Origin of the sequence: Aeromonas sp. ANP5, assembly GCF_963870295.1 — a bacterium.
Lineage (GTDB): Bacteria > Pseudomonadota > Gammaproteobacteria > Enterobacterales > Aeromonadaceae > Aeromonas > Aeromonas veronii.
Genome location: NZ_CAWMRY010000007.1, coordinates 45,483 through 69,893 on the forward strand (window position 1 = coordinate 45,483; position 24,411 = coordinate 69,893).

27 protein-coding genes are annotated in these 24,411 nt (G+C 60.0%); 17 read left to right on the plus strand and 10 right to left on the minus strand.

Annotated elements, in window-relative coordinates; translation table 11 throughout:
• Nucleotides 1-21 precede the first annotated feature (21 nt).
• Nucleotides 22-801, plus strand: a complete 780-nt coding sequence (znuB, locus tag AACT07_RS05935; RefSeq protein WP_005354863.1) for a zinc ABC transporter permease subunit ZnuB — start codon at nucleotides 22-24, stop codon at nucleotides 799-801.
• A gap of 9 nt (nucleotides 802-810) precedes the next feature.
• Here the strand turns inward: znuB and AACT07_RS05940 are convergent, their stop codons facing one another.
• Nucleotides 811-1,701: a LysR substrate-binding domain-containing protein gene (locus AACT07_RS05940; protein WP_069526908.1), complete on the minus strand. Its 891-nt coding sequence runs from the start codon at nucleotides 1,699-1,701 to the stop codon at nucleotides 811-813.
• A 91-nt stretch (nucleotides 1,702-1,792) separates the two neighbouring features.
• Here AACT07_RS05940 and AACT07_RS05945 point away from each other — a divergent pair, with 91 nt between their 5' ends.
• Nucleotides 1,793-2,650, plus strand: coding sequence for a DMT family transporter (locus AACT07_RS05945; RefSeq protein ID WP_021231711.1), 858 nt, complete (start codon nucleotides 1,793-1,795; stop codon nucleotides 2,648-2,650).
• Between the two features lie 3 nt (nucleotides 2,651-2,653).
• Here AACT07_RS05945 and AACT07_RS05950 read toward each other — a convergent pair whose 3' ends face one another.
• Nucleotides 2,654-3,241, minus strand: a complete 588-nt coding sequence (locus tag AACT07_RS05950; protein WP_021231710.1) for a uracil-DNA glycosylase family protein — start codon at nucleotides 3,239-3,241, stop codon at nucleotides 2,654-2,656.
• A 99-nt stretch (nucleotides 3,242-3,340) separates the two neighbouring features.
• On the opposite strand from AACT07_RS05950, the gene rarD reads away from it, so the two are divergent.
• Nucleotides 3,341-4,231 carry an EamA family transporter RarD gene (gene rarD, locus AACT07_RS05955; RefSeq protein WP_069526909.1) on the plus strand — a complete coding sequence of 297 codons (891 nt, stop codon included), beginning with the start codon at nucleotides 3,341-3,343 and terminating at the stop codon, nucleotides 4,229-4,231.
• Here rarD and AACT07_RS05960 read toward each other — a convergent pair.
• Nucleotides 4,213-4,947 (minus strand): substrate-binding periplasmic protein, encoded by a 735-nt coding sequence (locus AACT07_RS05960; RefSeq protein ID WP_069526910.1) that lies wholly within the window; start codon nucleotides 4,945-4,947, stop codon nucleotides 4,213-4,215. The two genes, rarD and AACT07_RS05960, sit on opposite strands and share 19 nt — an antisense overlap.
• A 44-nt stretch (nucleotides 4,948-4,991) precedes the next feature.
• Here AACT07_RS05960 and AACT07_RS05965 point away from each other — a divergent pair, with 44 nt between their 5' ends.
• The gene (locus AACT07_RS05965) at nucleotides 4,992-5,336 is read left to right on the plus strand and encodes a GIY-YIG nuclease family protein (protein WP_069526911.1); all 345 of its coding nucleotides are present in this window, start codon (nucleotides 4,992-4,994) and stop codon (nucleotides 5,334-5,336) included.
• Between the two features lie 90 nt (nucleotides 5,337-5,426).
• Here AACT07_RS05965 and pspG read toward each other — a convergent pair whose 3' ends face one another.
• The 4 genes from pspG to AACT07_RS05985 all read right to left on the minus strand — a co-directional run bounded on the left by pspG (nucleotide 5,427) and on the right by AACT07_RS05985 (nucleotide 7,504).
• Nucleotides 5,427-5,645: an envelope stress response protein PspG gene (gene pspG, locus AACT07_RS05970; protein WP_005335871.1), complete on the minus strand. Its 219-nt coding sequence runs from the start codon at nucleotides 5,643-5,645 to the stop codon at nucleotides 5,427-5,429.
• Between the two features lie 48 nt (nucleotides 5,646-5,693).
• Nucleotides 5,694-5,900 carry a PspC domain-containing protein gene (locus AACT07_RS05975; RefSeq protein WP_043826074.1) on the minus strand — a complete coding sequence of 69 codons (207 nt, stop codon included), beginning with the start codon at nucleotides 5,898-5,900 and terminating at the stop codon, nucleotides 5,694-5,696.
• A 2-nt stretch (nucleotides 5,901-5,902) separates the two neighbouring features.
• Nucleotides 5,903-6,565 (minus strand): phage shock protein PspA, encoded by a 663-nt coding sequence (gene pspA / locus AACT07_RS05980; protein WP_069526912.1) that lies wholly within the window; start codon nucleotides 6,563-6,565, stop codon nucleotides 5,903-5,905.
• Nucleotides 6,566-6,775: 210 nt separating this feature from the next.
• Nucleotides 6,776-7,504: a 1-acylglycerol-3-phosphate O-acyltransferase gene (locus AACT07_RS05985; RefSeq protein ID WP_019446682.1), complete on the minus strand. Its 729-nt coding sequence runs from the start codon at nucleotides 7,502-7,504 to the stop codon at nucleotides 6,776-6,778.
• Between the two features lie 185 nt (nucleotides 7,505-7,689).
• Between AACT07_RS05985 and AACT07_RS05990 the strand changes: the two genes are divergently transcribed.
• Genes AACT07_RS05990 through AACT07_RS06005 form a run of 4 tightly spaced genes read left to right on the plus strand, consistent with a single transcriptional unit; the run spans nucleotide 7,690 to nucleotide 11,434 of the window.
• The gene (locus tag AACT07_RS05990; protein WP_005335876.1) at nucleotides 7,690-8,067 is read left to right on the plus strand and encodes a hypothetical protein; all 378 of its coding nucleotides are present in this window, start codon (nucleotides 7,690-7,692) and stop codon (nucleotides 8,065-8,067) included.
• A 52-nt stretch (nucleotides 8,068-8,119) separates the two neighbouring features.
• Nucleotides 8,120-10,162, plus strand: coding sequence for a protein-disulfide reductase DsbD family protein (locus AACT07_RS05995; RefSeq protein ID WP_069526913.1), 2,043 nt, complete (start codon nucleotides 8,120-8,122; stop codon nucleotides 10,160-10,162).
• 9 nt (nucleotides 10,163-10,171) lie between these two features.
• Complete coding sequence (locus AACT07_RS06000) at nucleotides 10,172-10,915, plus strand: DsbA family protein (protein ID WP_069526914.1); 744 nt, start codon at nucleotides 10,172-10,174, stop codon at nucleotides 10,913-10,915.
• 3 nt (nucleotides 10,916-10,918) lie between these two features.
• Nucleotides 10,919-11,434, plus strand: coding sequence for a protein disulfide oxidoreductase (locus AACT07_RS06005; protein WP_069526915.1), 516 nt, complete (start codon nucleotides 10,919-10,921; stop codon nucleotides 11,432-11,434).
• A gap of 76 nt (nucleotides 11,435-11,510) precedes the next feature.
• Here the strand turns inward: AACT07_RS06005 and AACT07_RS06010 are convergent, their stop codons facing one another.
• On the minus strand, nucleotides 11,511-12,335 hold the full coding sequence (locus tag AACT07_RS06010) for a LysR family transcriptional regulator (protein ID WP_069526916.1): 825 nt from the start codon (nucleotides 12,333-12,335) through the stop codon (nucleotides 11,511-11,513).
• Nucleotides 12,336-12,465: 130 nt separating this feature from the next.
• Between AACT07_RS06010 and AACT07_RS06015 the strand changes: the two genes are divergently transcribed.
• From AACT07_RS06015 to AACT07_RS06045, 7 genes are all read left to right on the plus strand, one after another.
• Entirely contained in the window at nucleotides 12,466-13,332 is an 867-nt protein-coding gene (locus AACT07_RS06015) for an NAD(P)-dependent oxidoreductase (RefSeq protein ID WP_069526917.1), read from the plus strand.
• The gene (locus AACT07_RS06020) at nucleotides 13,329-14,081 is read left to right on the plus strand and encodes an SDR family NAD(P)-dependent oxidoreductase (RefSeq protein WP_069526918.1); all 753 of its coding nucleotides are present in this window, start codon (nucleotides 13,329-13,331) and stop codon (nucleotides 14,079-14,081) included. Before AACT07_RS06015 ends, AACT07_RS06020 begins: the two co-directional genes overlap by 4 nt.
• A 291-nt stretch (nucleotides 14,082-14,372) precedes the next feature.
• A complete protein-coding gene (atcJ, locus tag AACT07_RS06025) occupies nucleotides 14,373-14,657 on the plus strand; it encodes a cold adaptation protein ActJcold adaptation protein ActJ (protein WP_005343121.1) in 285 nt (94 codons plus the stop codon).
• A 23-nt stretch (nucleotides 14,658-14,680) separates the two neighbouring features.
• Nucleotides 14,681-15,223, plus strand: a complete 543-nt coding sequence (gene atcA, locus AACT07_RS06030) for a cold adaptation protein AtcA (RefSeq protein ID WP_069526919.1) — start codon at nucleotides 14,681-14,683, stop codon at nucleotides 15,221-15,223.
• A gap of 12 nt (nucleotides 15,224-15,235) precedes the next feature.
• On the plus strand, nucleotides 15,236-16,003 hold the full coding sequence (gene atcB, locus AACT07_RS06035; protein WP_026458895.1) for a cold adaptation protein AtcB: 768 nt from the start codon (nucleotides 15,236-15,238) through the stop codon (nucleotides 16,001-16,003).
• Nucleotides 16,004-16,014: 11 nt separating this feature from the next.
• Nucleotides 16,015-16,917 carry a cold adaptation protein AtcC gene (atcC, locus tag AACT07_RS06040; protein ID WP_069526920.1) on the plus strand — a complete coding sequence of 301 codons (903 nt, stop codon included), beginning with the start codon at nucleotides 16,015-16,017 and terminating at the stop codon, nucleotides 16,915-16,917.
• Nucleotides 16,918-17,442: 525 nt separating this feature from the next.
• Complete coding sequence (locus tag AACT07_RS06045) at nucleotides 17,443-18,930, plus strand: peptide MFS transporter (RefSeq protein ID WP_253182230.1); 1,488 nt, start codon at nucleotides 17,443-17,445, stop codon at nucleotides 18,928-18,930.
• A gap of 181 nt (nucleotides 18,931-19,111) precedes the next feature.
• Here the strand turns inward: AACT07_RS06045 and AACT07_RS06050 are convergent, their stop codons facing one another.
• Nucleotides 19,112-20,383 carry an MFS transporter gene (locus AACT07_RS06050; RefSeq protein ID WP_069526922.1) on the minus strand — a complete coding sequence of 424 codons (1,272 nt, stop codon included), beginning with the start codon at nucleotides 20,381-20,383 and terminating at the stop codon, nucleotides 19,112-19,114.
• An 87-nt stretch (nucleotides 20,384-20,470) separates the two neighbouring features.
• Between AACT07_RS06050 and AACT07_RS06055 the strand changes: the two genes are divergently transcribed.
• Together AACT07_RS06055 and AACT07_RS06060 are read left to right on the plus strand one after the other, a co-directional pair.
• Nucleotides 20,471-21,379: a LysR family transcriptional regulator gene (locus AACT07_RS06055; protein ID WP_069526923.1), complete on the plus strand. Its 909-nt coding sequence runs from the start codon at nucleotides 20,471-20,473 to the stop codon at nucleotides 21,377-21,379.
• 128 nt (nucleotides 21,380-21,507) lie between these two features.
• Nucleotides 21,508-21,957 (plus strand): hypothetical protein, encoded by a 450-nt coding sequence (locus tag AACT07_RS06060; protein WP_139123750.1) that lies wholly within the window; start codon nucleotides 21,508-21,510, stop codon nucleotides 21,955-21,957.
• A 91-nt stretch (nucleotides 21,958-22,048) separates the two neighbouring features.
• Here the strand turns inward: AACT07_RS06060 and parC are convergent, their stop codons facing one another.
• Entirely contained in the window at nucleotides 22,049-24,343 is a 2,295-nt protein-coding gene (parC, locus tag AACT07_RS06065; protein WP_069526924.1) for a DNA topoisomerase IV subunit A, read from the minus strand.
• Nucleotides 24,344-24,411 lie beyond the last annotated feature (68 nt).

A 24,411-nucleotide genomic window follows, 5' to 3' on the forward strand; every position in this document is an offset into this window, starting at 1 on the left:
CGCAAGCAACAGGACATTCAAGTGGACAGCTTTCTGTTATACGCCCTCGCGGCCGGTCTCGGCATCGCCCTGCTGGCCGGCCCCCTTGGCAGCTTCGTGGTATGGCGCAAGATGGCCTATTTTGGCGACACCCTCTCCCACGCCTGCCTGTTCGGCATCGCGCTGGGCATCCTGCTGCAGGTCGATCTCACCCTGGCGGTGGTGGTCTGCTGCCTCGCCATGGCGATGCTGCTGGTGATCATGAGTCGCAACCAGCAGGTGGCCACCGATACCCTGCTCGGCATTCTGGCCCACAGCGCCCTGTCCCTCGGTCTGGTTACCTTGAGTTTTATGGATAACGTGCGGGTGGATCTGATGGCCTACCTGTTCGGCGACCTGCTCTCGGTACAACCGATGGATCTGCTCTGGATCTACGGCGGTGGCGCGCTGGTACTGCTCACCCTGTGGCGACTGTGGGATCCCCTGCTCTCCATGACCATCTCGGAAGAGCTGGCACGGGTAGAGGGGATCCGGGTCGATGTGCTGCGCTGCGTATTGATGCTGCTGATCGGGCTGGTGATCGCCGTGGCGATGAAGTTTGTCGGGGCGCTGATCATCACCTCCCTGCTGATCATTCCCGCCGCCACCGCCCGTCGTTTCAGCCAAACGCCGGAGCAGATGGCTGGCTTTGCCGCGCTGATCGGCTGCCTCGCCGTACTCGGCGGGCTGACCCTCTCATGGTATCAGGACACTCCGGCAGGGCCTTCGGTCGTCGTCTGTGCCACCAGCCTGTTTGTGCTGAGCCAGTTCAAGAGAGCGTAACGGTGCAGGCTAGAGCGGCATGCTCTGGCGTGTCTCCATCATCAGCCACTGGCGTAACCGGCTGATGGCGGGCTCATGGGCCCGCGAGCGCTTGCAGGTAAAGTAGAAGGCATCCCCCGTCTCCAGCTGGTGTACCGGCAAGGCCACCAGCTGGGGATCATCGGGCCGCAGCATGTAATCATTCACGAACGCCACCCCCTGATCCCAGGCAGCCGCCTCCATCGCCAGCAGCACATGGCTGAAATGGTGCATCCGCGCCTCGTCCGGGATCACCAGCCCGCCCGCCTTGGCCCAGCGCTGCCAATCCTCGCCCCGCGCCTTGTAAATGGACTGCACCGAGAGCAGCGGCAACTGCCAGATGGCCTCAGGCCACTCCCCGCAGATCTGCTGCAACAGGCGGCGACTACAGACCGGAAAGAGCCGCTCCTGATAGATAAGGTCGTGGCAGTAGCCCCGACCGTGGGGTGAGACGGTGATAAAGCAGTCCGCCACCCGATCGGAAAGTTCGGGATCTTCCGCCACCATCTCCAGACTCAGATCCAGCTCGGGGTAGAGCTGGCGCAATCCGGCCAACCGCGGGATCAGCCACTTCACCGCAAAGGAGCTGTAGACCGCGAGGCGCAGCCGCATCTCGCCGCCACCGCGCAGTTGCTCGCTGCTCTGGGCTATCTGGCCGAGGCCGGCGGCAATCCCCTCGAAGTAGCTCTCCCCCTGTGGCGTCAGCGAGAGCAGCCGCCCCTGACGCAGTAGCAAGCGTTCCCCCAGAAAATCCTCCAGCAGGCGGATCTGGTGGCTGACCGCACTCTGGCTGACGTTCAGTTCAAGGGCGGCACGGGAGAAGCTGAGCAGCCGGGCCACTACCTCGAAATATTGCACCGCACGCAGAGGAGGAAGCTTCATTATCTAAATATCTCATGGGTGGTCATTTTTTATCATTTTACTGGATAAAGGCCCCCGCGCTACCCTCCCCTCATCTGAAGTGGGAGGTGGTATGAATGCAGTAGGGATCGGCATCCTTTATCTGGTGCTGGGCAATATGGTGGCGGTCTTTTCCGATGCGCTGGTCAAGGTACTGGAGCCGGATCAACCCATCTTCCAGTTTGTCTTTTTTCGCCAGCTCTCGGCCGCCATTCTGCTGATGCCCTGGCTGCTCTGGTCATGGCGCCGCAACCCGCCGGTGGCCATCAAGTGGCACCTGCTGCGGGCTCATATCTGGGCGGTCGGCGTCTGCCTGATGGTGGTGGCCCTCACCCGCTTGCCGCTCGCCACTGCCAATGCCCTCTTCTATGCCGCCCCCCTGATGATGGTGCCGCTGGCAGTGTGGATGGCGGGGGAAGCGATCTCGCGCCAGAAGGTGCTGACCGCGGTTATCGGGTTTATCGGGGTATTGATCGTGCTGCGCCCGACCGAGGTGAACTGGGCCGCGCTGGCGGCGCTTGGGGTGGCGCTGTCGATGGCGCTCAACAATCTGCTGATCAAGCGGATCCCGCTCAAGCAGCCCATCGCCCAGACCCTGTTTTTCACCAACGTGCTGAGCATGCCCTTCATTCTGGCGCTGGCATTGTGGGAAGGGGGCAACTGGCAGTGGCAGATGTGGTGGCCCGCTTTTGGCTCCTCGGCGCTGATCATGGTCTATGCGGGATTATGCGTGGTGGCCTATCGCAAGGCGGAGGCGAGCAAGATCGCCTCGGCGGAGTACACCGGTCTGCTGATGGCGGTGGCCATCGGGGTGTGGCTGTTTGACGAGCAGCCGGGCCTGCCGCTGCTGCTGGGCTGTATCTGCATCGTCCTGCCGCTCATCGCCATGGCCCGCAGCAAACCAAAACCGCTGGCCGAGCCAGCGCTCTAATACTCAGGGTCTCCCCAGAAGCGGGGCGACCCTTTGCTGCAGATGGGGGACGATCTCCTGCTCGAACCAGGGGTTCTTCCTGAGCCAGAGGGTGTTGCGCGGGGAGGGATGCGGCAACGGCAGCCAGCCGGGGCCATAGTCGGCCCAGCTGCGCACCGTATCGGTGAGCGATCCCTTGGCTGCCCCCCGCAGATAGTAGGCTTGTGAATATTGGCCGATCAGCAGGGTCAGCTCAATATTGGGCAGCAGCATCAGCACCTTGTCGTGCCAGGTGGGTGCGCACTCGGGTCTGGGTGGCAGATCGCCGGATTTTCCCCTGCCGGGATAGCAGAGACCCATCGGCATGATGGCGATGCGTGATTCGTCGTAGAAGGTGGCCTTATCGACACCAAGCCACTGGCGCAGCCGGTCACCGGAGGGGTCATCCCACGGGATACCGCTGGCATGCACCCGGGTGCCGGGCGCCTGACCGATGATCAGCAGCCGGGCACTCTCGGCCCCGCGGATCACCGGACGAGGCCCCAGCGGCAGATGAGCCTCGCACAGACGGCAGGCCCTGATTTGCTCAAACAACTTATCGATTCGCTGCATGACGTTGATAGTACCAGCATTTCCCTGTTTTCCCTCTTGTGGAAACAGGGCGCGCCCCCTACTATCGCCATGGGTGTTTAATTTAATAAACGGACAATAATGAAAAACTGGCTAGGTACCGGCACCGCGACCCTCTCCTTCATCCTGTGGGGGATGCTGCCGCTCTATTATCAATTCATGCCCGAGGTCAACATGTGGGAGCTGATCTCCCACCGGGTGCTCTGGTCTGTGGTGCTGCTGGGGGCCCTGTTTTTGCTGCTTGGCCACAAGGTACCTTGGGCACAACTGCGCAGCGAGCCGCGCCAGCTCGGCCTCATTCTGCTGGCGGGCCCCGTCATGTCCATCAGCTGGTGCATGTTCACCTGGTGCCTCACTACCGGGCAAGTGCTGACCACCAGCCTCGCCTTCTTTATGACCCCACTGTTCAATATCGTATTCGCCGTCATCTTCCTCAAAGAGCGGCTCACCCCGCAAAAGCATCTGGCGGTCGCCCTGGCGCTGGCGGGGCTCGCCTACATGCTCTTTTGCTACGGCCAACTCCCCTGGTTCTCCCTCATCATGGGGGCCAACTTCGCCTGCTACGGCCTTATCAAGAAGAAGATCCACTACGACACCGGCACCAGCCTCTATCTGGAAGCCATGGTGCAACTGCCCATCGCGCTGATCATCATCGGCACGCTTGCATGGCACGGGGAAGGGGCATTCGTGAACGGGGATCTGGCCGACAAGCTGCTGCTGATGGGCAGTGCGCCCGCTACTCTGCTGCCGGTGGGGCTGTTCTGCTATGCGGTGGCGAGAACCCGGATGAGCACTGTGGGGCTGCTGCAATATATCGAGCCCAGCCTCGCCTTCCTGCTCGCCATCTACTGGTTTGGTGAGGCGCCGGACCCCATCAAGGCGGTCGGTTTCGCCTTCGTCTGGGCTGGTCTGCTGGTGAGCCTGTTGCCGCTACACCGGCTCAAGCGCCGCCCTCAGGGCGTACCGCGATAGGACTCCAGCACCTTGTGCCAACGGGGATCCCTGTCCATCTGCTCGGCGATGTCGTTGAGGGTGGCATGCAGCTCGGGACGGGATTTGGGCAGCAGGATATGGCGGGTATAGCTGGATTGGGGGAAGGGTGAGATAAACAGCTTGCCCTGATAGTGCTGTGCGTCGATGAAAAAGCCCAGCGATGAACCACTCACCAGCGTCACATCGATGCGGCCGCGCACCAGCAGCTCAAGATTGGTCTTCACCTTCTTGGCATCCTGACGTACCAGCTCCCCGCGGCCAGCCGCATCATCGATCCCCTGATAGCGGTAGCCCTCCACCCCACCAAACACCAGCCCCTTTAGGGAGTCAGGCCCGCGATAGGTGACCGGGTTGTAAATGTTCGAGACCAGCTCGTTGGTGTCGCGCATCACCGGAAAGGTCCAGAGATAGCGCTCGCGATGGGGATCCCCCACCCAGGCGGGATTGACCCAGACTACCAGACCGTCAAAGTCGGGATCCGCCATCTCCAGCGCCAGTCGGGCGCGATTGACCAGCCAGAGCTCGATTCTGGGTTCACCCCCCAGCTTTTCATTGAGATACTTGACCAGCTCGCGGCTCAGCCCTGCATCCACTCCGGTGTTGAAGGGGGGATGCTGATGGTAATCGTAGAGACGGATCGTCTCCCCCAGAGCCGGGACCGACAACAGTAACCACAACCAAAACCAGACTCTCATCGCACCTCCTTGAGCTGCCTCTGAGTTTGGCACAGAGAATTTGAATGAGAGAACCCGCGACCACCACACCTGTACAGCAACCTTCCGCCCCTTCCCGCTGGTCTGTCTATATGGTGCGTACTGCCACCGGCCTGCTCTATACCGGGATTAGCACGGACCCGCTGCGCCGTCTGCGCCAGCACCAGAGTGGCAAGGGAGCTCGCGCCCTGCGCGGCAAGGGACCATTGACGCTGGCGTGGCAACAGGAAGTCGGCGAGAAGGGGGCGGCACTGCGCATCGAATATCGCCTCAAGCAGCAGCCGAAATCCTTCAAGGAGCAGCTGATCCACAGCCCGGCACTCTGGCAGCGCTGGAGCCCCCAGTGGTTACCCGCAGCCACCCAGCCTTGAGGACGACAGGCAAAAAAAGGCCACTCGATGAGTGGCCGGAAAGGGGAAATCAGGGAACATCACACAACGTCTTGCACAACCTCAGGCGGGTTAGAGGTAGGTATTGGAACGCTTGCTGCGGTTACTGATCAGCCAGCAAACCGCCAGCACCAGCAACAACCAGGGGGCCAGCTTGATGATCAGAGCAAGCATGCCGCCCAGTGCCCCAAGCAGCACGAACAGGCCGCTCACCAGCAACATGGCTACCAGGGTAAAACCGGTCAGTGCCATGACCAGCAGCACCACCAGCAATATGAAAAATTCCAGCATAACTTGCTCCTTATCAGTACCTTCTCTGCCGGCTTGGCAACCCTTCGGTCAATCCAGCCAGCGCTTCAATTCATAACGGGGCGGCATCATCAGCACCGCCAGCAGATAGGCGGCCAGTGCCAGCGGCGGCATCAGGATCAGGGCGAGCAGTGCCACCACCCGCACCGTGACTCTGGAGACCCCCAACCGCCTGGCAATACCGGCGCAGACCCCGGTCAGCTTGCGATGCACCAGATCCTTGGGCCAGGGGCTCATGTTTACACCTCCGCCTTCTGGCCTTTGAGGCGAGCCAGCTCGCGCTCGATCTCGTCATTGAGCTCCAGCTCGCGGAACTTGGCCTCCAGCGAGGGATTCTGCCCCAGAGTGGCCGCCTCCAGCTGGGCTTCCAGCTGATCGACCCGGCCCTGAAAACCGTCAAAGCGCGCCATCAGCTCATGCATACGCTGGTTGTCCACCTGAGCGCGGGCACGAATGCGGCTGTGGGCGGTCTGCTCGCGCAGGGTCAGCAGTTTCTGCTTCTCGCGCGCCTCGGTCAGCTTGGCCGCCAGTCGCTCGCTGTCGGCGGTGAGCTGGGCCAGCACCTCGGCCACCCGGGCCTTGTCCTGCTCCAGCTGTTCACATTTTTTGACCTCCGCCAGCTTCTCGGTCAGCGCGGCACGGGCCAGCTCCTCACGTCCCTTCTGGATGGCGAGCTCGGCCTTGGCCGACCACTCCAGGATCTGCGCCTGCAACGCCTGCTGGTGACGCTCCAGCTGTTTCTGTTCGGCAATCACGCGGGCGGCCTGGGTACGCATCTCGACCTGCACCTGCTCCATCTCTTCGATCATCAGGCGCAGCATCTTCTCCGGCTCTTCACTCTTGTCGAGCAGGCTGTGCAAGTTGGCATTTATCACGTCGGTCAGGCGGCTGAATACGCTCATGGTCTGGCTCCTTGTTGATGGGATGGCTATCTCTTCCCATTGCATTACAAGAGCCGTGCCAAGAAAAATTATTGTTGTTTTACATATAGATGGGAATTTAATGAGGAAATTCAAGGAGGGTTTATTGGTGAAAATAGCCAACCAGGTGGTGATTTTCACCAACAAAAAAGGGAGCCTGTGGCTCCCTTGTCGATTCGTCTGTGATATCCGTCAGGCGGCGTGGCTGTGGCCCAGCTTGCTGTCCAGTTCGGCCAACTTGGCCTCCATCCGGGCGCGGCAGGTGTCGGAGAGATCGCGAATGCCGCTGGCACCATGCTCCTTGCTGCAGACCGGGGCCATCACTTCCACCAGCACTTCGCCGTTGTCCCAGCGATTGAGGTCGACCTGACCGAAGTAGCTGGAGCAGACGATGGGCACCACGGGCACTTCAGCCTGTACCGCAGTGTGGAAAGCGCCCGCCTTGAACGGCAGCAGGCCACGTCCCTGGGAGCGGGTCCCTTCCGGGAACATCCAGATGGAGGTGCCACGGTTCTTGATGCGATCCACCACCTGACCTATGGTGCCGATGGCACGGGAGCGGTTGGAGCGGTCGATCAGCACGTTGCCGGAGAGCCAGAAGATAAGGCCGAACAGCGGCAGCCAGAGCAGGCTCTTCTTGCCCACCGCCACCACGCCAGGCTGCACCGCACCGGTCACGGTGAAGATGTCGAAGTTGCTCTGGTGGTTGCAGACATAGACCGCCGGGCCGACCGATTTGACCTCGTCGGCCACCGTCACCTTGACTCGCAGCCCGATCAGCGGGCAGACCGCGTGATACATGCGGGCGAAGACATAGACGTTGTTGGGATGGCGCGGACGAACCAGACAGAGCAGCAGGCCGAACAGGAACCAGAAAATGAGCAGCAGACCAAGCAGCAGCACACGGGCAATTTTGAGCATCGAACACCTCGAGTTTTAACTCGGCGCAGTATACTGATCCCCCTTTTAGCGAACAAGCGTTCGCCAAACAGAACCGACCACCCTCCCCGTCGCGCCACCCACAGTCCTGCTCATCAATACGCCGCCGACTTGCCCCACCCGCCATTGGTCGTTAGGATGGCCCCATCTTGATGGACGGGGCGAACATGATTTTGCAACAACGGGTAGCGAAACATCTCCTGCTGCTGGTCTGCCTGCTGGTGCTCAATTGTGCGGCCCAGCCGCTGGCCCGGCTTGCCCTGCTCGATCACGCCCTCAGCTGTCAGGCACTGCCCGTTCCAGGCTCGGCAACGGATCAAGAGGATGCCAAACCGGCCAGCCCGCAGCCCACCAGCTGCCAGCTCAACGGCAAGTGGCTAAGCGCCGCCACCCTGCTCTGCGTCGAACAGCTCTTCTTTGCCGTGGCCGTGCTGATCGCCCTGCTGGCCCCCCTTTGGCGCTACACACCGCCACTGCCCCCTCCCAGAGTCATCTCGCCGCCCGAGCGGCGTCTGCACCTCACCCTCTGCGTCTGGCGGGAATGAGTTTGGCAGCGTTCTTTCGTTAGCTGTCACTCATTTTTGCGAGACCAAAAAGATGTCGAATCTCTTCAAGGCGGCCCTGCTACTGGGCGGTCTGCTGTGGCAATCCATGGGATTGGCCAGCGACACGGGCTGGCTCACCAGCCCACAGAATGATCACGCCCGGGTACGGCTGCAGGCCGACCGCAGCACGGCAGATCAGACCCGCATCCTGCTCGATGTCGAGCTGGAGTCCGGCTGGAAAACCTACTGGCACAGTCCGGGAGAAGGGGGCATTGCTCCCCAGATCCTGTGGGACGAGCCGGTCGGTGACTTTCAGTGGCGCTGGCCGGTGCCACGCCACTTCGAGGTAGCCGGGCTCAGCACCCAGGGTTATCAGGGGGAGGTGACCTTCCCCCTCAGCCTCAACTATCCCGCAGGGCAACCGCTCAAGGGAACTCTACGCCTATCCACCTGCAGCAATGTCTGCATCCTGACCGACTTTCCCTTCACCCTGGCGGTGGATGGGCGAGCGCCAGCCGGTTTCGACTTCGGCTGGGCCAAGGCCATCAGCAACCTGCCCCAGCCGCTGCCTGCCGAGACCCGGATCGAGCTCGGTTATCAGCACAACCAACTGCAACTGCGCGCCGAGCGGGCAGAGGGCTGGCAATCACCAGCGCTCTTTATCGATGGGCTGGAGGGTGCCGAGTTTGGCAAACCAGCGCTTGAGGTCGAAGGCAACACCCTGATCGCCCGGGTGCCGGTGAGCGATGGCTGGCAGGGGGATGCGCCGGATCTGCGCGGCCAATCCCTCGGCCTGCTGCTCACCAGCGGCGAACAGGCGTGGCAGGGCAAGGGGACGATCGGCGCGCCACTCGCACTGCCCAACCAGAGCCATTCGCTGTTCTGGTTGCTGGGAGCAGCGCTGCTCGGCGGCCTGATCCTCAACCTGATGCCCTGCGTGCTGCCGGTGCTGGCGCTCAAGCTGGGAACTGTGTTGCAACATCAGCAGCGTGAACAGGGCGCGGTGCGCAAGCAGTTCCTCGCCGCCAGCGCCGGGATCATCGCCTCCTTCTGGGTGCTGGCGGCCATGAGCAGCCTGCTACGCGCCACGCAAGGGGCCGTCGGCTGGGGCATCCAGTTCCAGAGCGCCGGTTTTATCGGCTTGATGGTGCTGGTCACCATGCTGTTTTGCGCCAACTTGTTGGGGCTGTTCGAGATCCGCCTGCCCAGCGCCCTCAGCACCCGCCTCGCCACCAGCGGCGGCAACGGCCTCGGCGGTCACTTCCTGCAGGGGAGCTTCGCCACTCTGCTGGCAACCCCCTGCTCGGCCCCCTTCCTCGGCACTGCGGTAGCCTTTGCGCTGGCGGCGCCGCTCGGCCAGCTCTGGCTGATCTTCACAGCTTTGGGGATTGGCATGAGCCTGCCCTGGCTGCTGGTGGCAGCCCTGCCACGGCTCGCCCTCTGGCTGCCGAAACCAGGGCGCTGGATGAACCATCTGCGCATCCTGCTCGGCTTGATGATGCTGGGCTCCAGCCTCTGGCTCACCAGCCTGCTCGACAACCATCTCGGCAGCTATGCCACCGGCTGGCTGATGGTTGCCATGCTGCTGGCACTGCTGATTGGCATCATCTGGCGTTACGGCATGCGCGGCTTCACACTGGCGATCGCCCTAGCAGCCCTGATTGGCAGCCCCCTGCTGCTGAGCGGTGCCTTTAGCGCGCAGGGCTCGGCCAACGTTGACAAGGTGGTCTGGCAGCCGCTCTCTGAACGCGCCATCACCGATGCGCTGGCCCAGAACAAACGGGTCTTTATCGATGTCACCGCCGACTGGTGCGTTACCTGCAAGGCCAACAAATACAACGTGTTGCTGCGCGATGAGGTGCAACAGGCCCTCTCTGCCCCCGATGTGGTGGCCCTGCGCGGCGACTGGAGCAAACCAAGCGACACCATCGCCGCCTTCCTGCGTAAGCGGGGCGCGGCGGCCGTCCCCTTCAACCAGATTTACGGCCCGGAATTGCCGCAAGGGGCCACGCTGTCACCCCTGCTCGACAAGGACGATCTGCTGACCACATTGCACAAGGCTGGCCTGCTTCAGGCTGGCACCACCCGATTTTAAGGAGCAACCATGAAACCGACTCTTAGCGCCCTGACCCTGCTGGCCTCCCTTTCCGCAACCCTGCTGGCTCCGGCCCTGCACGCCGCCCCCTTCACCCCGGAGCAGGAGGCGCGCATCAAGGAGCTGATCCGCGAGACCCTGATCGCCAACCCCAAGATCCTCGACGAGGCCGCCGAATCCTGGGAGAAACAGAACGCTGCAGCCCAGGAGGCGCATCTTGGCAACTTCATCAAGGGCAACAAGGATGTGCTGTTCAACAGCGCCACCAGCCCGCGCCTCGGCGCCAAGAACCCCAAGCTGACGCTGGTGCTGTTCACCGACTACAACTGCCCCTACTGCAAGCAGTTCGATCCCCAGCTGACCAAGCTGCTCAAGGCCTATCCGGACGATCTGGGGCTTGTGATCAAGCTGCTGCCGTTCAAGGGGCAGACCTCCGCCAAGGCGGCCCAATACAGCCTGACCCTGTGGCAGCAAGATCCCGCCCGCTTCCTCACCCTGCACGACAAGCTGATGAGCAAGCAGGGGATGTTGACCGAGGCGGACATCAACAAGGCGCTGGCCGCCACCGGCAACACCGCGCTCAAACCGGCCACCAAGGCGACCGAAGAGCTGCGTAACAGCCTGCGCATCGGCACCATTCTGGGGGTACAGGGCACACCGGCGACGCTTATCGGCAACCAGCTGGTGCCGGGCGCCATCCCCTATGAGGAGCTGGAGCAACTGGTGAAGGCCGAACTGGCCAAGCAGGGGTAAGGGATGACCACCAATCCTCAACCCCGCTGGCGCCGCTGGGGCAAGGAGGCGCTCTGGCTGCTGCTGATGGCGCTGGTCATCTCGACCCTGCTGGATCTGTGGCGCAGCCCGACCCTGCCAGAGGGGGCGATGAGCGCCCCCGTCACTCTGCAGGATGGCAGCAGCACGGATCTCGCTACCTTAAGTCAAGGCAAGCCGCTGCTGGTCTACTACTGGGCCAGCTGGTGCGGGGTGTGCCGTTTCACCACCCCGGCGGTGCAGCAGCTCTGGCAAGAGGGGGAACACGTGCTGACGGTGGCACTGCGCTCCGGCAATTCGGAACAGTTAGGCAAGGGGATGAGCAAGAAGGGGCTCACCTTCCCGACCCACAACGACGAGTCGGGAGCGCTGGCCGCCAAGTGGCAGGTAGGGGTCACCCCGACGTTCCTCGTTATCAAGGATGGCAAGCTGGTGAGCAGCACCACCGGCTGGAGCTCGAAGTGGGGCTTGCAGCTGCGGCTCTGGTGGGCATCGCTCTAGCCACGCAACAACATTGCCTGCAACAGGGCCATCCCACCGGATGGCCCTTTTTTATGCCGACATTTTTATCCCGACATCAGGCGGGGAGCTGCATCCCACGCACCTGCTCCAGCAGGGCAGTCACCGCCGCCGAGCGCAACGCATCGGGGGCGTAGCAGAGCCCCACCCGCCGCTTGAAGGAAGAGGCCGCCAGCTCGGCGACCGAACAACCGGGCAAACAAAGCGAACGGGGCAGCCAGGCGATCCCCGCCCCGGCGGCCACCATGGTCGCAGCCAGTCGCAGCGACCCCGCCCGCCGTGGATAGAGCGGCGCCTGATTACCGAGAATGGCGATCAGCCGCAGGTGGGAGTCGTGGCGCGGGCAGGTGACCCAGGGCTCGTCCGCCAGCGCATCCGGGGTGAGCGATCCCTTGCCCGTCAGCGGGTGATCCGGCGTCAGCACCAGCACAAACTCCTCCTCCAGCAGGGGGATAAAGAGCTCGTCACCGCAACGCAGGGATTCACACCCCAGCCGCACATCGCCACAGCAACCCTCCTCCAGAGTCAACAGGATCTCCTCGTGGGCGAGCGCCCCTTGCACCAGCGTCCCCACCACGCCATCGCCAAGGTCTGCCTCAATCCCCACCGTCAGCTCGAGGCAGGGGGAGGTTTCACGAAACTCGCGGGCGAGGGAGTCGGTGTCGGCAATCAGCCGCTTGGCACGGGGATAGAGCCGGTGGGCAGCTTCAGTCCCCTCCACCCCGCGCGCCTGCCGCACAAACAGGGTCACCCCCAGCTCATCCTCCAGCGTCTTGATGGTGGTGGAGAGGGTGGGCTGGGTAATGAAGAGGCGAGTGGCCGCCGCCGTGATATTGCGCTCCTCGAAGACAGCCACAAACGCGCGCAGAGTTCGCACATCCATAGAATTTACCTATACCAGACAGTCATAAAAGCCATTTTTCACGGCAACACGGGGCAAATATAGTGGCTTACCTGCCACAAGGCATCCCAATTTTCTATATTAGCGTCTATCAACACCGTCAGGAGCCATCATGCGCCATCTCTCTGTCATCGGCCTCGGGGCCATGGGCTCCGCCCTCGCCACCACATTGCTCAAGGCGGGCCATCCGGTCACCGTCTGGAATCGCAGCGCCGCCAAGGCGGCCCCGCTGCAGGTGCTGGGTGCAACACTAGCCCCCTCGGTTGGTGCAGCCATCGCCGCAAGTGATATCACCCTTGTCTGCGTCGATAACTACGCCGTCAGCCAGCAGTTGCTGGATGAGGCGAGCGATGCGGTGGCGGGCAAGCTGCTGGTGCAGCTCTCCACCGGCAGTCCGCAGGGGGCCAGAGCGCTGGAGAGCTGGAGCCACGCCCGCGGCGCCCGTTATCTCGATGGCGCCATCCTCTGCTTCCCGGATCAGATCGGCACCACTGATGCCAGCATCATCTGCTCGGGGGCCAGCGCTGCCTTTAGCGACGCCGAGCCGGTGCTGCGCCTGCTCGCCCCCACCCTCGACCATGTGGCCGAGGCGGTGGGCGCCGCCGCGGCGCAAGATTGTGCCGTCGCCGCCTACTTTGCCGGTGCTCTGCACGGCGCGCTCATTTGCGAGGCGGAAGGGTTGCCGGTGGCCAAGGTGTGCGCCCAGTTCAGCGAGCTCTCCCCCATTCTCGGTGGCGATGTGGCCCACCTTGGCAAGACGCTGGCGAGCGGCGATTTCGATCACCCCTACGCCAGCCTGAAAACCTGGAGCGCCGCCATCAGCCGCCTCGCCGGTCACGCCAGCGATGCCGGGATCGACAGCCGCTTCCCGCGTTTCGCCGCCAATCTGTTTGAGGAAGGGGTGGCGCAAGGGTTTGGTCAGCAGGAGGTGTCAGCCCTCATCAAGGTGCTGCGGGCGCGCAATGGAGCGGCACAATGAACGAGCTGACCAACCACACCCCAATTGCACTGGTCACCGGCGCTGCTGGCGGGATTGGTCGCCAACTCTGCATCGGGCTGGCCGAGGTGGGTTATCGGGTGATCGCCACCGATCTGGCCCCTCACGCTTTTGACCATCCCGAGATCCACTTTCACCCCCTCGATTTGCGGGACGAGCAGGCTATCGTGGGGCTCTTTGCCGAGGTGCGCGCACAGCATGGCGGCGTCCATCTGCTGATCAACAACGGCGCCATCAGCAAGTTCCACACCCGCTTCGAGGATCTGAGCGCAGCCCAGTTCGATCAGGTGATGACGGTCAATGTGCGCGGCGCCATGCTCTGCGCCCGCGCCTTTGTGCAGGCCAACCGCGAGCTGCCCTATGGCCGTATCATCAATATCGCCTCCACCCGCTGGCAGCAGAACGAACCGGGTTGGGATGCCTATGGCGCCTCCAAGGGGGCGCTGGTCGCCCTCACCCAGTCCCTCGCCAACTCGCTGGCCGACTACCCCATCACGGTCAATGCCATCAGTCCGGGCTGGATCCAGGCGGAGGATTATCACACCCTGACCGAGGCGGATCATCGCCAGCACCCGAGCGGCCGAGTCGGGCGCCCCGACGACATCACCCGCGCCTGCCTCTTTCTGGCGGATCCCCAGAACGACTTTATCAACGGTGCCAATCTGGTGGTCGATGGCGGGATGAGCAAGAAGATGATCTACCACACCTCCGCCTCCTTCTGGGAGGAGTAACCCCTGCGGCGGCAGCCCGATTTGCGCTGCCGCCGCCATCTCACCCCACACTTTCCCTGCCCGTTTTTTCATCGCTTTTGCCCCGCCGCCCTTGCACTGGCCAGACCGACTGGCAACAATAGACGCTCAACTGACACCTCTTCATCTCGCCCGTTAATTGATCGCCCAACTCATCGCGTTGGCGGGCTGTTTCCGTTAAAATGACGGGTTTTTACCGTGCCTGGTTTGCCAATCCCCACCATCAGGCACTCGCAGCGTGAATCCTATGATGCCAGTGATGCAGGATCTGCCATGAACAACTACTTTCGGGTGCTGGGCGTCAAGTCCAACGCCAGCGAAAACGACATCAAGAAAGCCTATCGTCGGCTGTCGAACCAGTACCACCCCGACAAGCTGCACGGGGCCAGTGAAGAAGAGAAAGAGCAGGCAGCCATCAAGCTGCACCAGGTAAAGCAGGCCTATGAAGTGCTGTCCGATCCGAAGCAGCGGGCCGCCTTTATCAAGGATTTCAACAACGTCATCGTGACCGACCCCGCCTCCGCCATGCAGGAGATGTGGGATCAGTTCTACCCCTGAAACAGCAGGCAGAAAGAGCAACTATGCAAAAGAGATGGGACCAGGCGCGGCTCAAGTCGCTGCAAAGCGATGCCAGCGAAAACATCGAATCCTACCGGGATCAGGACGACCCCAAGGGGCTGGAACAGTTCACCGACCAGATGAAGAGCCTGCTGCTGGCCGATATGAGCATGCTGGAGTTTATGCCCGAGTATCTGCCGCTGGCCCTCTATGGCCGGGTGCAGTTCCCGGCCAAGGCCAAGTCGCAGTGGAACAAGTGGCTCGCCAGCGGCGAGCAGCCAAGCTGGGACGAGTTCAAGGTGAGCGTCGGCTTCAACAACGCCGCCCTGCCGCTGGTCAAAGCGGTGCGGGCCCAGAGCGAAGATCAGCTGATGGAAGCCTGCGCCGTGCTGTTCCTGCTCGACAACCCGCTGCCGCGCGGTAGCCACCGCGGTGATGACGACTATGAGCTGCGCGACGAAGAAGATGAAAACGGGGAAGATGCCGACGCCGACTACCATGGCGGCAGTGACCGCTATGGTGATGACGACGGCGATCAGGATATGTACGACGAAGTCCGTTTCTAATTGGGGCAAGGCATGAGCAACAGTCTGATAGAAATTACCGCCATCGAGATCAAAGAGCTGGCCGTTATCGAGCCGAAGCAGGCCAGCGAGAAGTTCGAGCTGATCGCCAAGACCATGTCTGACGACCAGCTGGCAGAAGTGATTGAAAACATTGATATCGTTACCCTGACCCAGATTAACGGCCAGCACGATATCTCCTTCCCCTCCATCATCTCCGAGCTGATGACCCCGGAGCGGATCCGCGACATCGTCTGCCAGCAGCCGCTCTACTGGGAAGAGGCGATCAAGAACAACGCCGACGAGCTGCAACAGCACACCTTCGACTTCCTCAACTACCTGATCCGCACCCAGGATAGCGAAGCCAAGCAGCGCGAGATCCTCGAGTGCGTGGCCGAAGACCCGGCCGGTCTCTTCTACCTCGCCATCCCCTTTATCGAGTTCTATCGCGGCGATCGCTATGAAGAGGACGAAGGCTATCGCGACGTGCTGCACGCCGAAGAGGAAGACCTCGAAGAATCCCTTCGCTACAGCGAGCGCCAGCAGGCCGAAGACAGCCACGACTACGCGCTGGACGACCCGCGCAGCCTCTTGATGCTCATTCGCGAGCTGGCCCCCGAGGTGGAGAAAGCCATCAAGGCGCTGCTGCGCAACGAGCACTCCACTTGGGACGGCATCATCAACAAGTTTGCCGCCGAGCTGGTGATGCAGGCCAAAGAGAAGAACAAGGTCGAGGAAGACGAGTACGGCGACGTCGACGACATGTTCAGCTTTCTGGATTAAGGAGCCCATTCATGCAGTTAGTCATTCGCGATGCCAACCAGGGCCCCTTTCTGACCCAGGTGCTGCGCTTTGGCCGCGACAATGAACGTTTGACCGAGCAACAGCTGGCCGCCATCAAGGGCAAGGCGGTGCTGATGAGCCTCAAATTCGCCGACAAGTACTACAACAAGTACAAGATGCACCTGCTGGAGCAGGCGGCCCACGACGTCATCGGCGTGGTGAGCCTCGGTCTGCAGGAGCTCTCGGCGCGGGATCCGGCCAAGGCGCTGGCACTGCTGCAAGCGCCGGAAGGCCCCATCAAGCCGTTCCAGAAAGGCTGGTCGATGCTCATTACCGTCAGCCCCAAGCAGGCTGGCAACAGCCTCTACGGTGATGTGGATGCGCGCCTCTTGGACAAGGTCTCGAGCCCGCCCGATGTGGAGGAGTGGCAAGGGTGGCAGGAGTACGAGAAGGCGCTGACCGAGCACAACAAGAGCCGCCTGATGGAGCTCATCGACCAGCACTTTTTCGCCTGCGAGAGCGACCACCCCACCATGGAGGACAAGCTGGCCGAAGCGCTGCTCTACCGCATCCTCTGCGGCAAGGGCAGTGGCGCCGCCCCGCTCAAGGTGAAGCAGGATCTCAAGCGCAAGCTGGCGCGGGAGATTGAGCTCGACGAGAGCTGGTATGACACCGACTACCTCGCCGCCCAGCTCGCCCTGATGCTGAGCGCGCTGCCCGTCGATATGGCCGCCGCCCTGCGCCAGGAGCTGAGCCCGGGCTTTGTGCCGAACCTGCTGCACACCCTCGGCTTTGTGCGCCAGTACCAGCTGCTGCAAAAAGAGAACGCCTCGCCGGAGAAGCTCGACAACATGGAGATGCGCGCCGGTCTCAAGCACCCGCTGCTCGGCTGGCCGCTCTACCACGACTTCTAAGGCCGCTTTCGCCGCCCATCAGTCGCACCACAACGCCCGGCCCGCCGGGCGTTGTTCTATCCTCCCCTCACCCTCTCGACAGCAAAGAGAGAACACGCGAAAGTCACCCTGAGGCTGCCCCTTCTCTTCCCAATATTTATTCACTCAATGCCCAGGGATGAATAAACAACCTGCGATACAACGGCTTGGCGCCAGCTGTGTTTCGGGGCAACAAAGTGGGACGCGTATCCCGCTACAGGGCCATAATCGGCACCAAATAGCCGCCTGGATCACATCAACCGTGCTGCAACCGCGTGGTAAGCCGAGCTACAACCACGGCTCAACCACGCATAAAAAGGCGGAATAGATCAATAAAAAGCAATTAATCGCGCCGGATTAAATTTCAGGTATGGCTATTTGCACCGCTTGGCCGCTAAATGACAGACCGGCCTTCAGACCAGCATGGAAGCGCACAAGGCTAGCCGGCTGCAGACCGGTACGCTCTCAGGACGAGTTATGACTTTCTTCTCTCACAGGAGACAGACCGTGAGCGCTTCGAATCAACACCCCACCATTCCCCCCGGCTCCGGGGCGCTGTTCTTTATCCAGACCTTCTCGACCCTGGGGTTTGCCGTGCTCTACTCCACCCTGGTGCTCTACGCCACCAAGCGGCTCGGCTTCAGTGAATCCCAGGCCAACGCCATGATGGGGGTCTTCGGGGCCTTCAACTATGGCCTGCACCTGTTTGGCGGCTATCTCGGCGGGCGCTACCTCAGCAACCGCAACCTGTTCGTGATGGGGATGGTGCTGCAGGTGATCGGCTGCTACTTCATCGCCGAGATGGGGATCACCGGCCTCTACTGGGGGCTCGCCATGTTCCTTACCGGCAGCGGCCTCAACGTCACCTGCCTCAACATGATGCTGACCCAGCGCTTCGCCCCGGATGATCACCGCCGCGAGAGCGCCTTCCTGTGGAACTACGCCGGGATGAATCTGGGCTTCTTTATCGGCTTCACGGTGGCGGGCTACTTCCAGCTCACCGAGGATTACCGCACCCTGTTCCTGTTTGCGACGCTGGGCAACATCATCGCCATCATCGCCACCTTTGCCTGCTGGCCGATTCTGGCGGATATCAGCACCCCGCTGCGCCATGTCAAAGGGAGCGGCTTCTACCGCCGCATGCTGGCCGGTATCGCCATTCTGGCCATGCTGGTGCCGGCGCTGCGCCTGCTGCTGACCCACGCCAGTTTCAGCGGCAGCTTCGTACTGATCCTGGGATCCGTGGTGCTGGTGCTGCTCTGCGTGATGACAGCCCGCCACCCGGACGCCGCCGAGCGCAGCCGCATGGTGGCCTACCTGATCCTCGCCCTTGGCTCCCTCATCTTCTGGTCGCTCTACCAGCTGGCGCCCATGGGGCTGATGCTCTTCTCCGAGCACAACATCAACCTCAATGTGTTCGGACTGCGGGTCGCCCCCCAGTGGATCCAGAACATCAACACCATTGTCATCGTCATCGGTGGCCCCCTGATGGCGCTGCTGTTCAAGCGGCTGCGCGAACAGGGGTGGAATATCGACATCCCCTCCCAGTTTGCCGCCTCCCTGTTCTGCATGGGGCTCGGCATGCTGGTGCTGCCGATCGGCATCCATCTGGCGGGGGCCGACGGGCTGGTCGCCTTCAAGTGGATCGCCATCAGCTATGTGCTGCAGAGCTTTGGCGAGCTGCTGATCTCCCCCATCGGCTACGCCATGATCGGCAAGCTGGCCCCCGCCAGCCTGCAAGGCTTGATGATGGGCTGCTGGATGATGGTGACCGGCGTTGCCTCTGTGCTGGCAGGCTATGTCTCCGGCGCCATGCCGCAGAATATCGGCAGCTCTCCGGTGGCCACCAACCCGGGCTACAGCTCGGTATTCAATATGCTGGGCTGGGGCTCGCTGGCGGGCGGCGTGGTGTTGCTGCTGCTGGTGCCCCGCCTGCGCCTGCTGATCGCCTCGAAAATTGCTCCGCCACTGGCGGCGACAGCCATTCCTGTCTAATCGGGTTCGGGCCAACCATTTCAGTGGCCCCTGCCAGCGCGAACGATTGAATCAGCGGCATTGCTGTTAATGTAAAGGGCCCCGCCATCATGGATGGCGGGGCCCTCTCTTTTGGCTGGATGGATGACCCGCGTCTGGCTGGCGAGCCCCCGTTAAGGCTTCGTCAATCAAGCCTATTTCCCTACCGGTCTCGTTTCTCAAACATCCGATTTGGGGTTCCCAAACGCAGCAGCTTGAGCAATCGATATAGAAAAAGTGGCTGAATAATCGTCAACACTATGGTTAGCCAAGCCAATAGGGTTATGTTGCCAAGGTGACCATCGACATTTGTTAAAATCATCGAAGAGACGACGGCAGCCGAGCCACTGAATATATGTTGAAAAACATTTTGTAATGACATGAATCCCGCCCTTTCCCAAGGCGCTGCCACTTGACTATTAACAGCAGCAACGGTGATCGTTCGGGTCGATGTAACCACCATGAATAACGTGAAAATCACTATGGTCGGCAACCAAGGCTCATGCAAAAAACCATCCCAAACAACCGCTATCGTCAATGCCCCCATCAAAATCGTCACTTTCATCGCACCAAAACGGTCAATAAACAATCCGCCAAGCTGCATTGAAAACAGGCTAAAAATGCCGCCCATGACATAGTAATGACTCATATCACCACGAGGGACATCAAGGTTAAATTGAAAATAAGCAGCTATGTTGGGAACAATAAGGAAGGTGCTGAAAATTGCCAACCCAAGTGCCATAAACGCATTCAACACCACAGGTCGCTTCAACATTTCAATGGATGAAAAAGCCTTCTGGTTCAATCCCAAGTGGGCCGTCATTCCAGGCAGCCTTGTATATACCGCCATGCAGACACACAATCCCAAGCCACCTAAAACATAGAAAGGCGCACTCCATCCTTTTAACATTGCCAGCTCCAATCCCAACGGCACACCGGCAATTGCTGACAACGAAAATGCCCCCATCACGATGGCCATTGCTCGGCCACGTTGCTGTACAGGCGTGGCATCCACAACGATCGCCAGAGCAATGGATGTTGCAGGGCCAGCAAACACACCGGCCAGCAAGCGGGTAAAGAATAAACTTTCCATATTCCATGCCAATGCACAGGCCCAAGTGGATAGCGAGATCCCCAACAATGTGATCAGTGCGACATGCTTTCTATCGAATCGGTCGAGATATCTGGCACATAACAACGATGATAGTGCGGCGGCCAGTGCATACCCACCACCTAAATATCCTATATAGGTTGGACTTATATTTAGTGCGCGAGATAAATCAGGCCCAAGCGGCATAATCATCATAAAATCAAGCGCACTGACCAATTGAATCAATGCGGCCAACCAAACAACGTTAAAATCCATAACCGAACGATTATCGTGAGTTTTTTCACTCATATTATTTTCATCTAGCATCATAGTGTTTACTCTCAATCTTTAGAGATAAAAAGTGTACCCACTATCACATTTTAATTTTATTCGTTAAAATGGCATGGATTGTTATCAGATTAGGGATAATCAATGCGTACCGGCATGGAATTGAATGCGCTGAAGATTTTCATTGCAGTGGTTGAAAACAGCAGTTTTGTCGGGGCATCTAAAACCCTTCAAATCCCCACCTCAAATGTGAGCCGCAGTATTTCTCAATTGGAAGAAGCCTTGAACCTTCAACTGATTGAACGCTCAACCCGCCATATGAAGCTCACACAATCAGGGCAACTGCTCTATACCCGAGTAAAACCACTGCTGGAATCACTGGAGCAAACCGAGGCTGAATTGACATCACAGCAGATTCAGCTGAAAGGTCCATTACGCATCTGCATCCCCAATGAGGCTGGGCCAAAACTGCTCGGTACTGCCATTGCCGACTTTGCCTGCCAGCATCCTGAAATAACGATCAGCTGCATTACCAATCTCTCCGGACTTGAATCATTAAGAGAGGATTTGGACATGGCAATCATCATTCACAGAGGCAAGATGGATGATTGCGATTACATAGCCAGCCATTTGACCACCATTCCCTGTACTGTTGTTGGCTCCCCTTCATTGATCCAGAAGTGGGGGCTTCCCAACCACACATCACAACTCAAAACTCTCCCCTGCATAACAACGGTGAGCGCTCTGAAAGGGATGCCTTGGCAATTTACTCGCACGAACAGTGAATTTTCCACCATCCAGGTGAATGAACACTACCGGGTCAATAGTGGCGAACTGGCGTTAAAAGCAGCAATAGCCGGTGTAGGTTTTGCCATTCTTGCCAAGGTATCTTGCCAGGAGTTTATTGATGATGGCAGCTTGGTTGAAATTGAACTTGAGCTACCCGCCGCCCCATTGCAGTTGTTTGCTGTTTATGCAAATCGCCAATATCTTCCTGCTAAAACGCGTGTATTTATTGACTTTATACGGCGAAATATCATGAATTATAAGTAGCTGTTAGAATTTGATATTCATCACAACTTAAGAAAACAAATTTAATCCTCCATTGAGCCCCGTCCAATCCCAACTTATAATTCCAATTATCTTTTCCATCAGACAACCATGATAAATGGAGAACAATCATGAGAAATATATTATTACTTTCATTAATTATGCTATCAAGTACTGTAAGTGCTGGTAGATTAGAACTAACAGACAGCATATTACATGTAGGCGATAACTACATGGCATCATGGGATGCTCCAACCCCCATAGGAAAAAACCTTGAATTAGATTTCGAATTATCTCCCAGACCAGCTAATTACATTATTCTTTCTTTTGATGCCTATCAAGTATCACCATCTACAAATGGCCTTCATGGAAATCACATTTATATAAACAACCAATTTTACGCCAAATTCACGGACCCCAATAATGTATCCGAAAATGAATGGAAGCCATATTACTTTGTAATTGATAAGCGATACTTTAACAAGGGGGGCAACATCATTACAATAGAAGCCAAAAATGCGACAGGAACAACTGACGTTGATGACTTCATGATTAAAAACATAATCTTATACATTCAATAAACCTCTGTTGATATAACACACCACAGAATATCTATTTCCCTTAGATTTTTCTTCTAATAAAGAAGGGCGCTTTCGCGCCCTTCTATATTAATTACCCTTCCTGATTTTCCCCGGCTGCCGGTTCGGCACCGGCGGCGGGTTCAATCTCGATACGATCGACACGCTGCAAACCGCGGGGCAGCTTGGCGCCGCGGCGGCCGCGCTCGCCGCGGTAGTAGTCGAGATCAGATGGCTTGAGGGTCAGCTTGCGCTTGCCGGCAAACAGGGTGACCGACTGACCCTGCGGGATCACGGCGGCCATCACCACAAACTCCTCCCGCGCCTTGACGCGAGCAGAGGGGATGCTGATGAGCTTGTTGCCCTTGCCCTTGCCGAGCACCGGCAGGGTGTTCATCGGGAACAGCAGCATCCGCCCCTCGTTGGAGATAGCCATGCAGAGATCGGTCTCCGGCGAGCCAATCTTCTGGGGTGCCATCACCAGACCCCCTTCCGGCACGGTAAGCAGCGCCTTGCCGTTCTTGTTCTTACCGATGAGGTCGTCATAGGTGCAGACAAAGCCGTAACCGGCGTCGCTGGCGATCAGATACGGCTCGCCTTCGCTCCCCATCACCAGATGACGCACCTCTTCACCGGCGCCCAGTGCAAAGCGGCCGGTGAGCGGCTCGCCCTGACTGCGGGCGGAGGGCAGGGTGTGCGCCTCCAGCGAGTAGGTGCGGCCAAAGCTCGACAGGAACACCGCCTGCTGGTTGCTGCGGCCAAAGGCGTGGGCCAGATAGCTGTCCCCCGCCTTGTAGGAGAGCCCCTCGACATCCACGTCGTGGCCCTTGGCGGCGCGCACCCACCCCTTGTCGGAGAGGATGACGGTGACCGGCTCGCTCGGCACCAGCTCTTTCTCGGTCAGCGCCACGGCGGTGGCACGCTCCACCAGCGGGGTGCGGCGATCGTCGCCGTACTTCTCGGCATCGGCCAGCAGCTCTTTCTTGAGCAGGGTGTTGAGACGGCGCTCGGAGCCCAGGATCAGCTCCAGCTTGTCGCGCTCTTCGGCCAGCTCGTTCTGTTCGGCGCGCAGCTTGAACTCTTCGAGCTTGGCCAGATGGCGCAGTTTCAGCTCGAGGATCGCTTCGGCCTGGGTCTCGGTAATGTTGAAGCGCTCCACCATCACCTTGCCCGGCTCATCCTCGGTACGGATGATCTCGATCACCTCGTCGATGTTGAGGTAGGCGATCAGCAAGCCTTCGAGGATGTGCAGGCGAGCCAGCACCTTGTCGAGGCGGAACTGCAGACGGCGACGCACAGTCTCGCGGCGGAACTGGATCCACTCGCTGAGGATGGTCTTGAGGCACTTCACCTGCGGCCGGTTGTCGAGGCCGAGGATGTTGAGGTTGACCCGGTAGTTCTTCTCCAGATCCGTGGTGGCGAACAGGTGGGCCATCAGCCCCTCTACATCCACCCGGTTGGAGCGCGGCACGATCACCAGACGGGTCGGATTCTCGTGGTCAGACTCATCGCGCAGATCGGTGACCATCGGCAGCTTTTTCGCCACCATCTGGGCGGCGATCTGCTCCATGATCTTGGCGCCGGAGGCCTGATGAGGCAGCGCTGTGATGACGATGTCGCCATCCTCCTCGCTCCAGACCGCCCGCTGCTTGATGGAGCCCTTGCCGGTCTCGTAGATTTTGCGGATATCGTCGCGCGGGGTGATGATCTCGGCGTTGGTCGGGTAGTCCGGCCCCTGAATGTGCGCCATCAATGCATCGAGACCCGCATTGGGGTTGTCGAGCAGCTCGGCACAGGCGTAGGCCACTTCCCGCGCGTTGTGGGGCGGGATATCGGTCGCCATGCCCACCGCGATACCGGTCACCCCGTTGAGCAGGATGTGCGGCAGACGGGCGGGCAGCACTACCGGTTCCTTCATGGTGCCGTCGAAGTTCGGCGTCCACTCCACCGTGCCTTGCCCCAACTCGGAGAGCAGCAGCTCGGAGAAGCGGGACAGCCGCGCCTCGGTATAACGCATGGCGGCGAAGGACTTGGGATCGTCCGGCGCACCCCAGTTACCCTGACCGTCCACCAGCGGGTAGCGGTAGGAGAAAGGCTGGGCCATCAGCACCATGGCTTCATAACAGGCGCTGTCGCCGTGGGGGTGGTACTTACCCAGCACGTCACCCACGGTACGGGCAGACTTCTTGTGCTTGGAGAGCGCCGACAGCCCCAGCTCGCTCATGGCGTAGATGATGCGCCGCTGCACCGGTTTGAGGCCGTCGCCGATATGCGGCAAGGCCCGATCCATGATGACGTACATGGAGTAGTTCAAGTAAGCCTGTTCGGTAAAGGTGCGCATTGGCTGGCGCTCTACCCCGTCCAGACTGAGCTCGATAGCATCACTCATGTGATTTTCTCTTTCGGTTCGGGAGCCGCCACAGGGCGACTCCGGCTAAATGCTTGCTGGCCCTGTGC

What these genes read in the sequence shown, in the direction of transcription:
- AACT07_RS05940 (WP_069526908.1), bottom strand. Translation starts at nt 1,701, where the DNA reads ATGAAGCTTCCTCCTCTGCGTGCGGTGCAATATTTCGAGGTAGTGGCC.
- AACT07_RS05945 (WP_021231711.1), top strand. Translation starts at nt 1,793, where the DNA reads ATGAATGCAGTAGGGATCGGCATCCTTTATCTGGTGCTGGGCAATATG.
- AACT07_RS05950 (WP_021231710.1), bottom strand. Translation starts at nt 3,241, where the DNA reads ATGCAGCGAATCGATAAGTTGTTTGAGCAAATCAGGGCCTGCCGTCTG.
- rarD (WP_069526909.1), top strand. Translation starts at nt 3,341, where the DNA reads ATGAAAAACTGGCTAGGTACCGGCACCGCGACCCTCTCCTTCATCCTG.
- AACT07_RS05960 (WP_069526910.1), bottom strand. Translation starts at nt 4,947, where the DNA reads ATGAGAGTCTGGTTTTGGTTGTGGTTACTGTTGTCGGTCCCGGCTCTG.
- AACT07_RS05965 (WP_069526911.1), top strand. Translation starts at nt 4,992, where the DNA reads ATGAGAGAACCCGCGACCACCACACCTGTACAGCAACCTTCCGCCCCT.
- pspG (WP_005335871.1), bottom strand. Translation starts at nt 5,645, where the DNA reads ATGCTGGAATTTTTCATATTGCTGGTGGTGCTGCTGGTCATGGCACTG.
- AACT07_RS05975 (WP_043826074.1), bottom strand. Translation starts at nt 5,900, where the DNA reads ATGAGCCCCTGGCCCAAGGATCTGGTGCATCGCAAGCTGACCGGGGTC.
- pspA (WP_069526912.1), bottom strand. Translation starts at nt 6,565, where the DNA reads ATGAGCGTATTCAGCCGCCTGACCGACGTGATAAATGCCAACTTGCAC.
- AACT07_RS05985 (WP_019446682.1), bottom strand. Translation starts at nt 7,504, where the DNA reads ATGCTCAAAATTGCCCGTGTGCTGCTGCTTGGTCTGCTGCTCATTTTC.
- AACT07_RS05990 (WP_005335876.1), top strand. Translation starts at nt 7,690, where the DNA reads ATGATTTTGCAACAACGGGTAGCGAAACATCTCCTGCTGCTGGTCTGC.
- AACT07_RS05995 (WP_069526913.1), top strand. Translation starts at nt 8,120, where the DNA reads ATGTCGAATCTCTTCAAGGCGGCCCTGCTACTGGGCGGTCTGCTGTGG.
- AACT07_RS06000 (WP_069526914.1), top strand. Translation starts at nt 10,172, where the DNA reads ATGAAACCGACTCTTAGCGCCCTGACCCTGCTGGCCTCCCTTTCCGCA.
- AACT07_RS06005 (WP_069526915.1), top strand. Translation starts at nt 10,919, where the DNA reads ATGACCACCAATCCTCAACCCCGCTGGCGCCGCTGGGGCAAGGAGGCG.
- AACT07_RS06010 (WP_069526916.1), bottom strand. Translation starts at nt 12,335, where the DNA reads ATGGATGTGCGAACTCTGCGCGCGTTTGTGGCTGTCTTCGAGGAGCGC.
- AACT07_RS06015 (WP_069526917.1), top strand. Translation starts at nt 12,466, where the DNA reads ATGCGCCATCTCTCTGTCATCGGCCTCGGGGCCATGGGCTCCGCCCTC.
- AACT07_RS06020 (WP_069526918.1), top strand. Translation starts at nt 13,329, where the DNA reads ATGAACGAGCTGACCAACCACACCCCAATTGCACTGGTCACCGGCGCT.
- atcJ (WP_005343121.1), top strand. Translation starts at nt 14,373, where the DNA reads ATGAACAACTACTTTCGGGTGCTGGGCGTCAAGTCCAACGCCAGCGAA.
- atcA (WP_069526919.1), top strand. Translation starts at nt 14,681, where the DNA reads ATGCAAAAGAGATGGGACCAGGCGCGGCTCAAGTCGCTGCAAAGCGAT.
- atcB (WP_026458895.1), top strand. Translation starts at nt 15,236, where the DNA reads ATGAGCAACAGTCTGATAGAAATTACCGCCATCGAGATCAAAGAGCTG.
- atcC (WP_069526920.1), top strand. Translation starts at nt 16,015, where the DNA reads ATGCAGTTAGTCATTCGCGATGCCAACCAGGGCCCCTTTCTGACCCAG.
- AACT07_RS06055 (WP_069526923.1), top strand. Translation starts at nt 20,471, where the DNA reads ATGCGTACCGGCATGGAATTGAATGCGCTGAAGATTTTCATTGCAGTG.
- AACT07_RS06060 (WP_139123750.1), top strand. Translation starts at nt 21,508, where the DNA reads ATGAGAAATATATTATTACTTTCATTAATTATGCTATCAAGTACTGTA.
- parC (WP_069526924.1), bottom strand. Translation starts at nt 24,343, where the DNA reads ATGAGTGATGCTATCGAGCTCAGTCTGGACGGGGTAGAGCGCCAGCCA.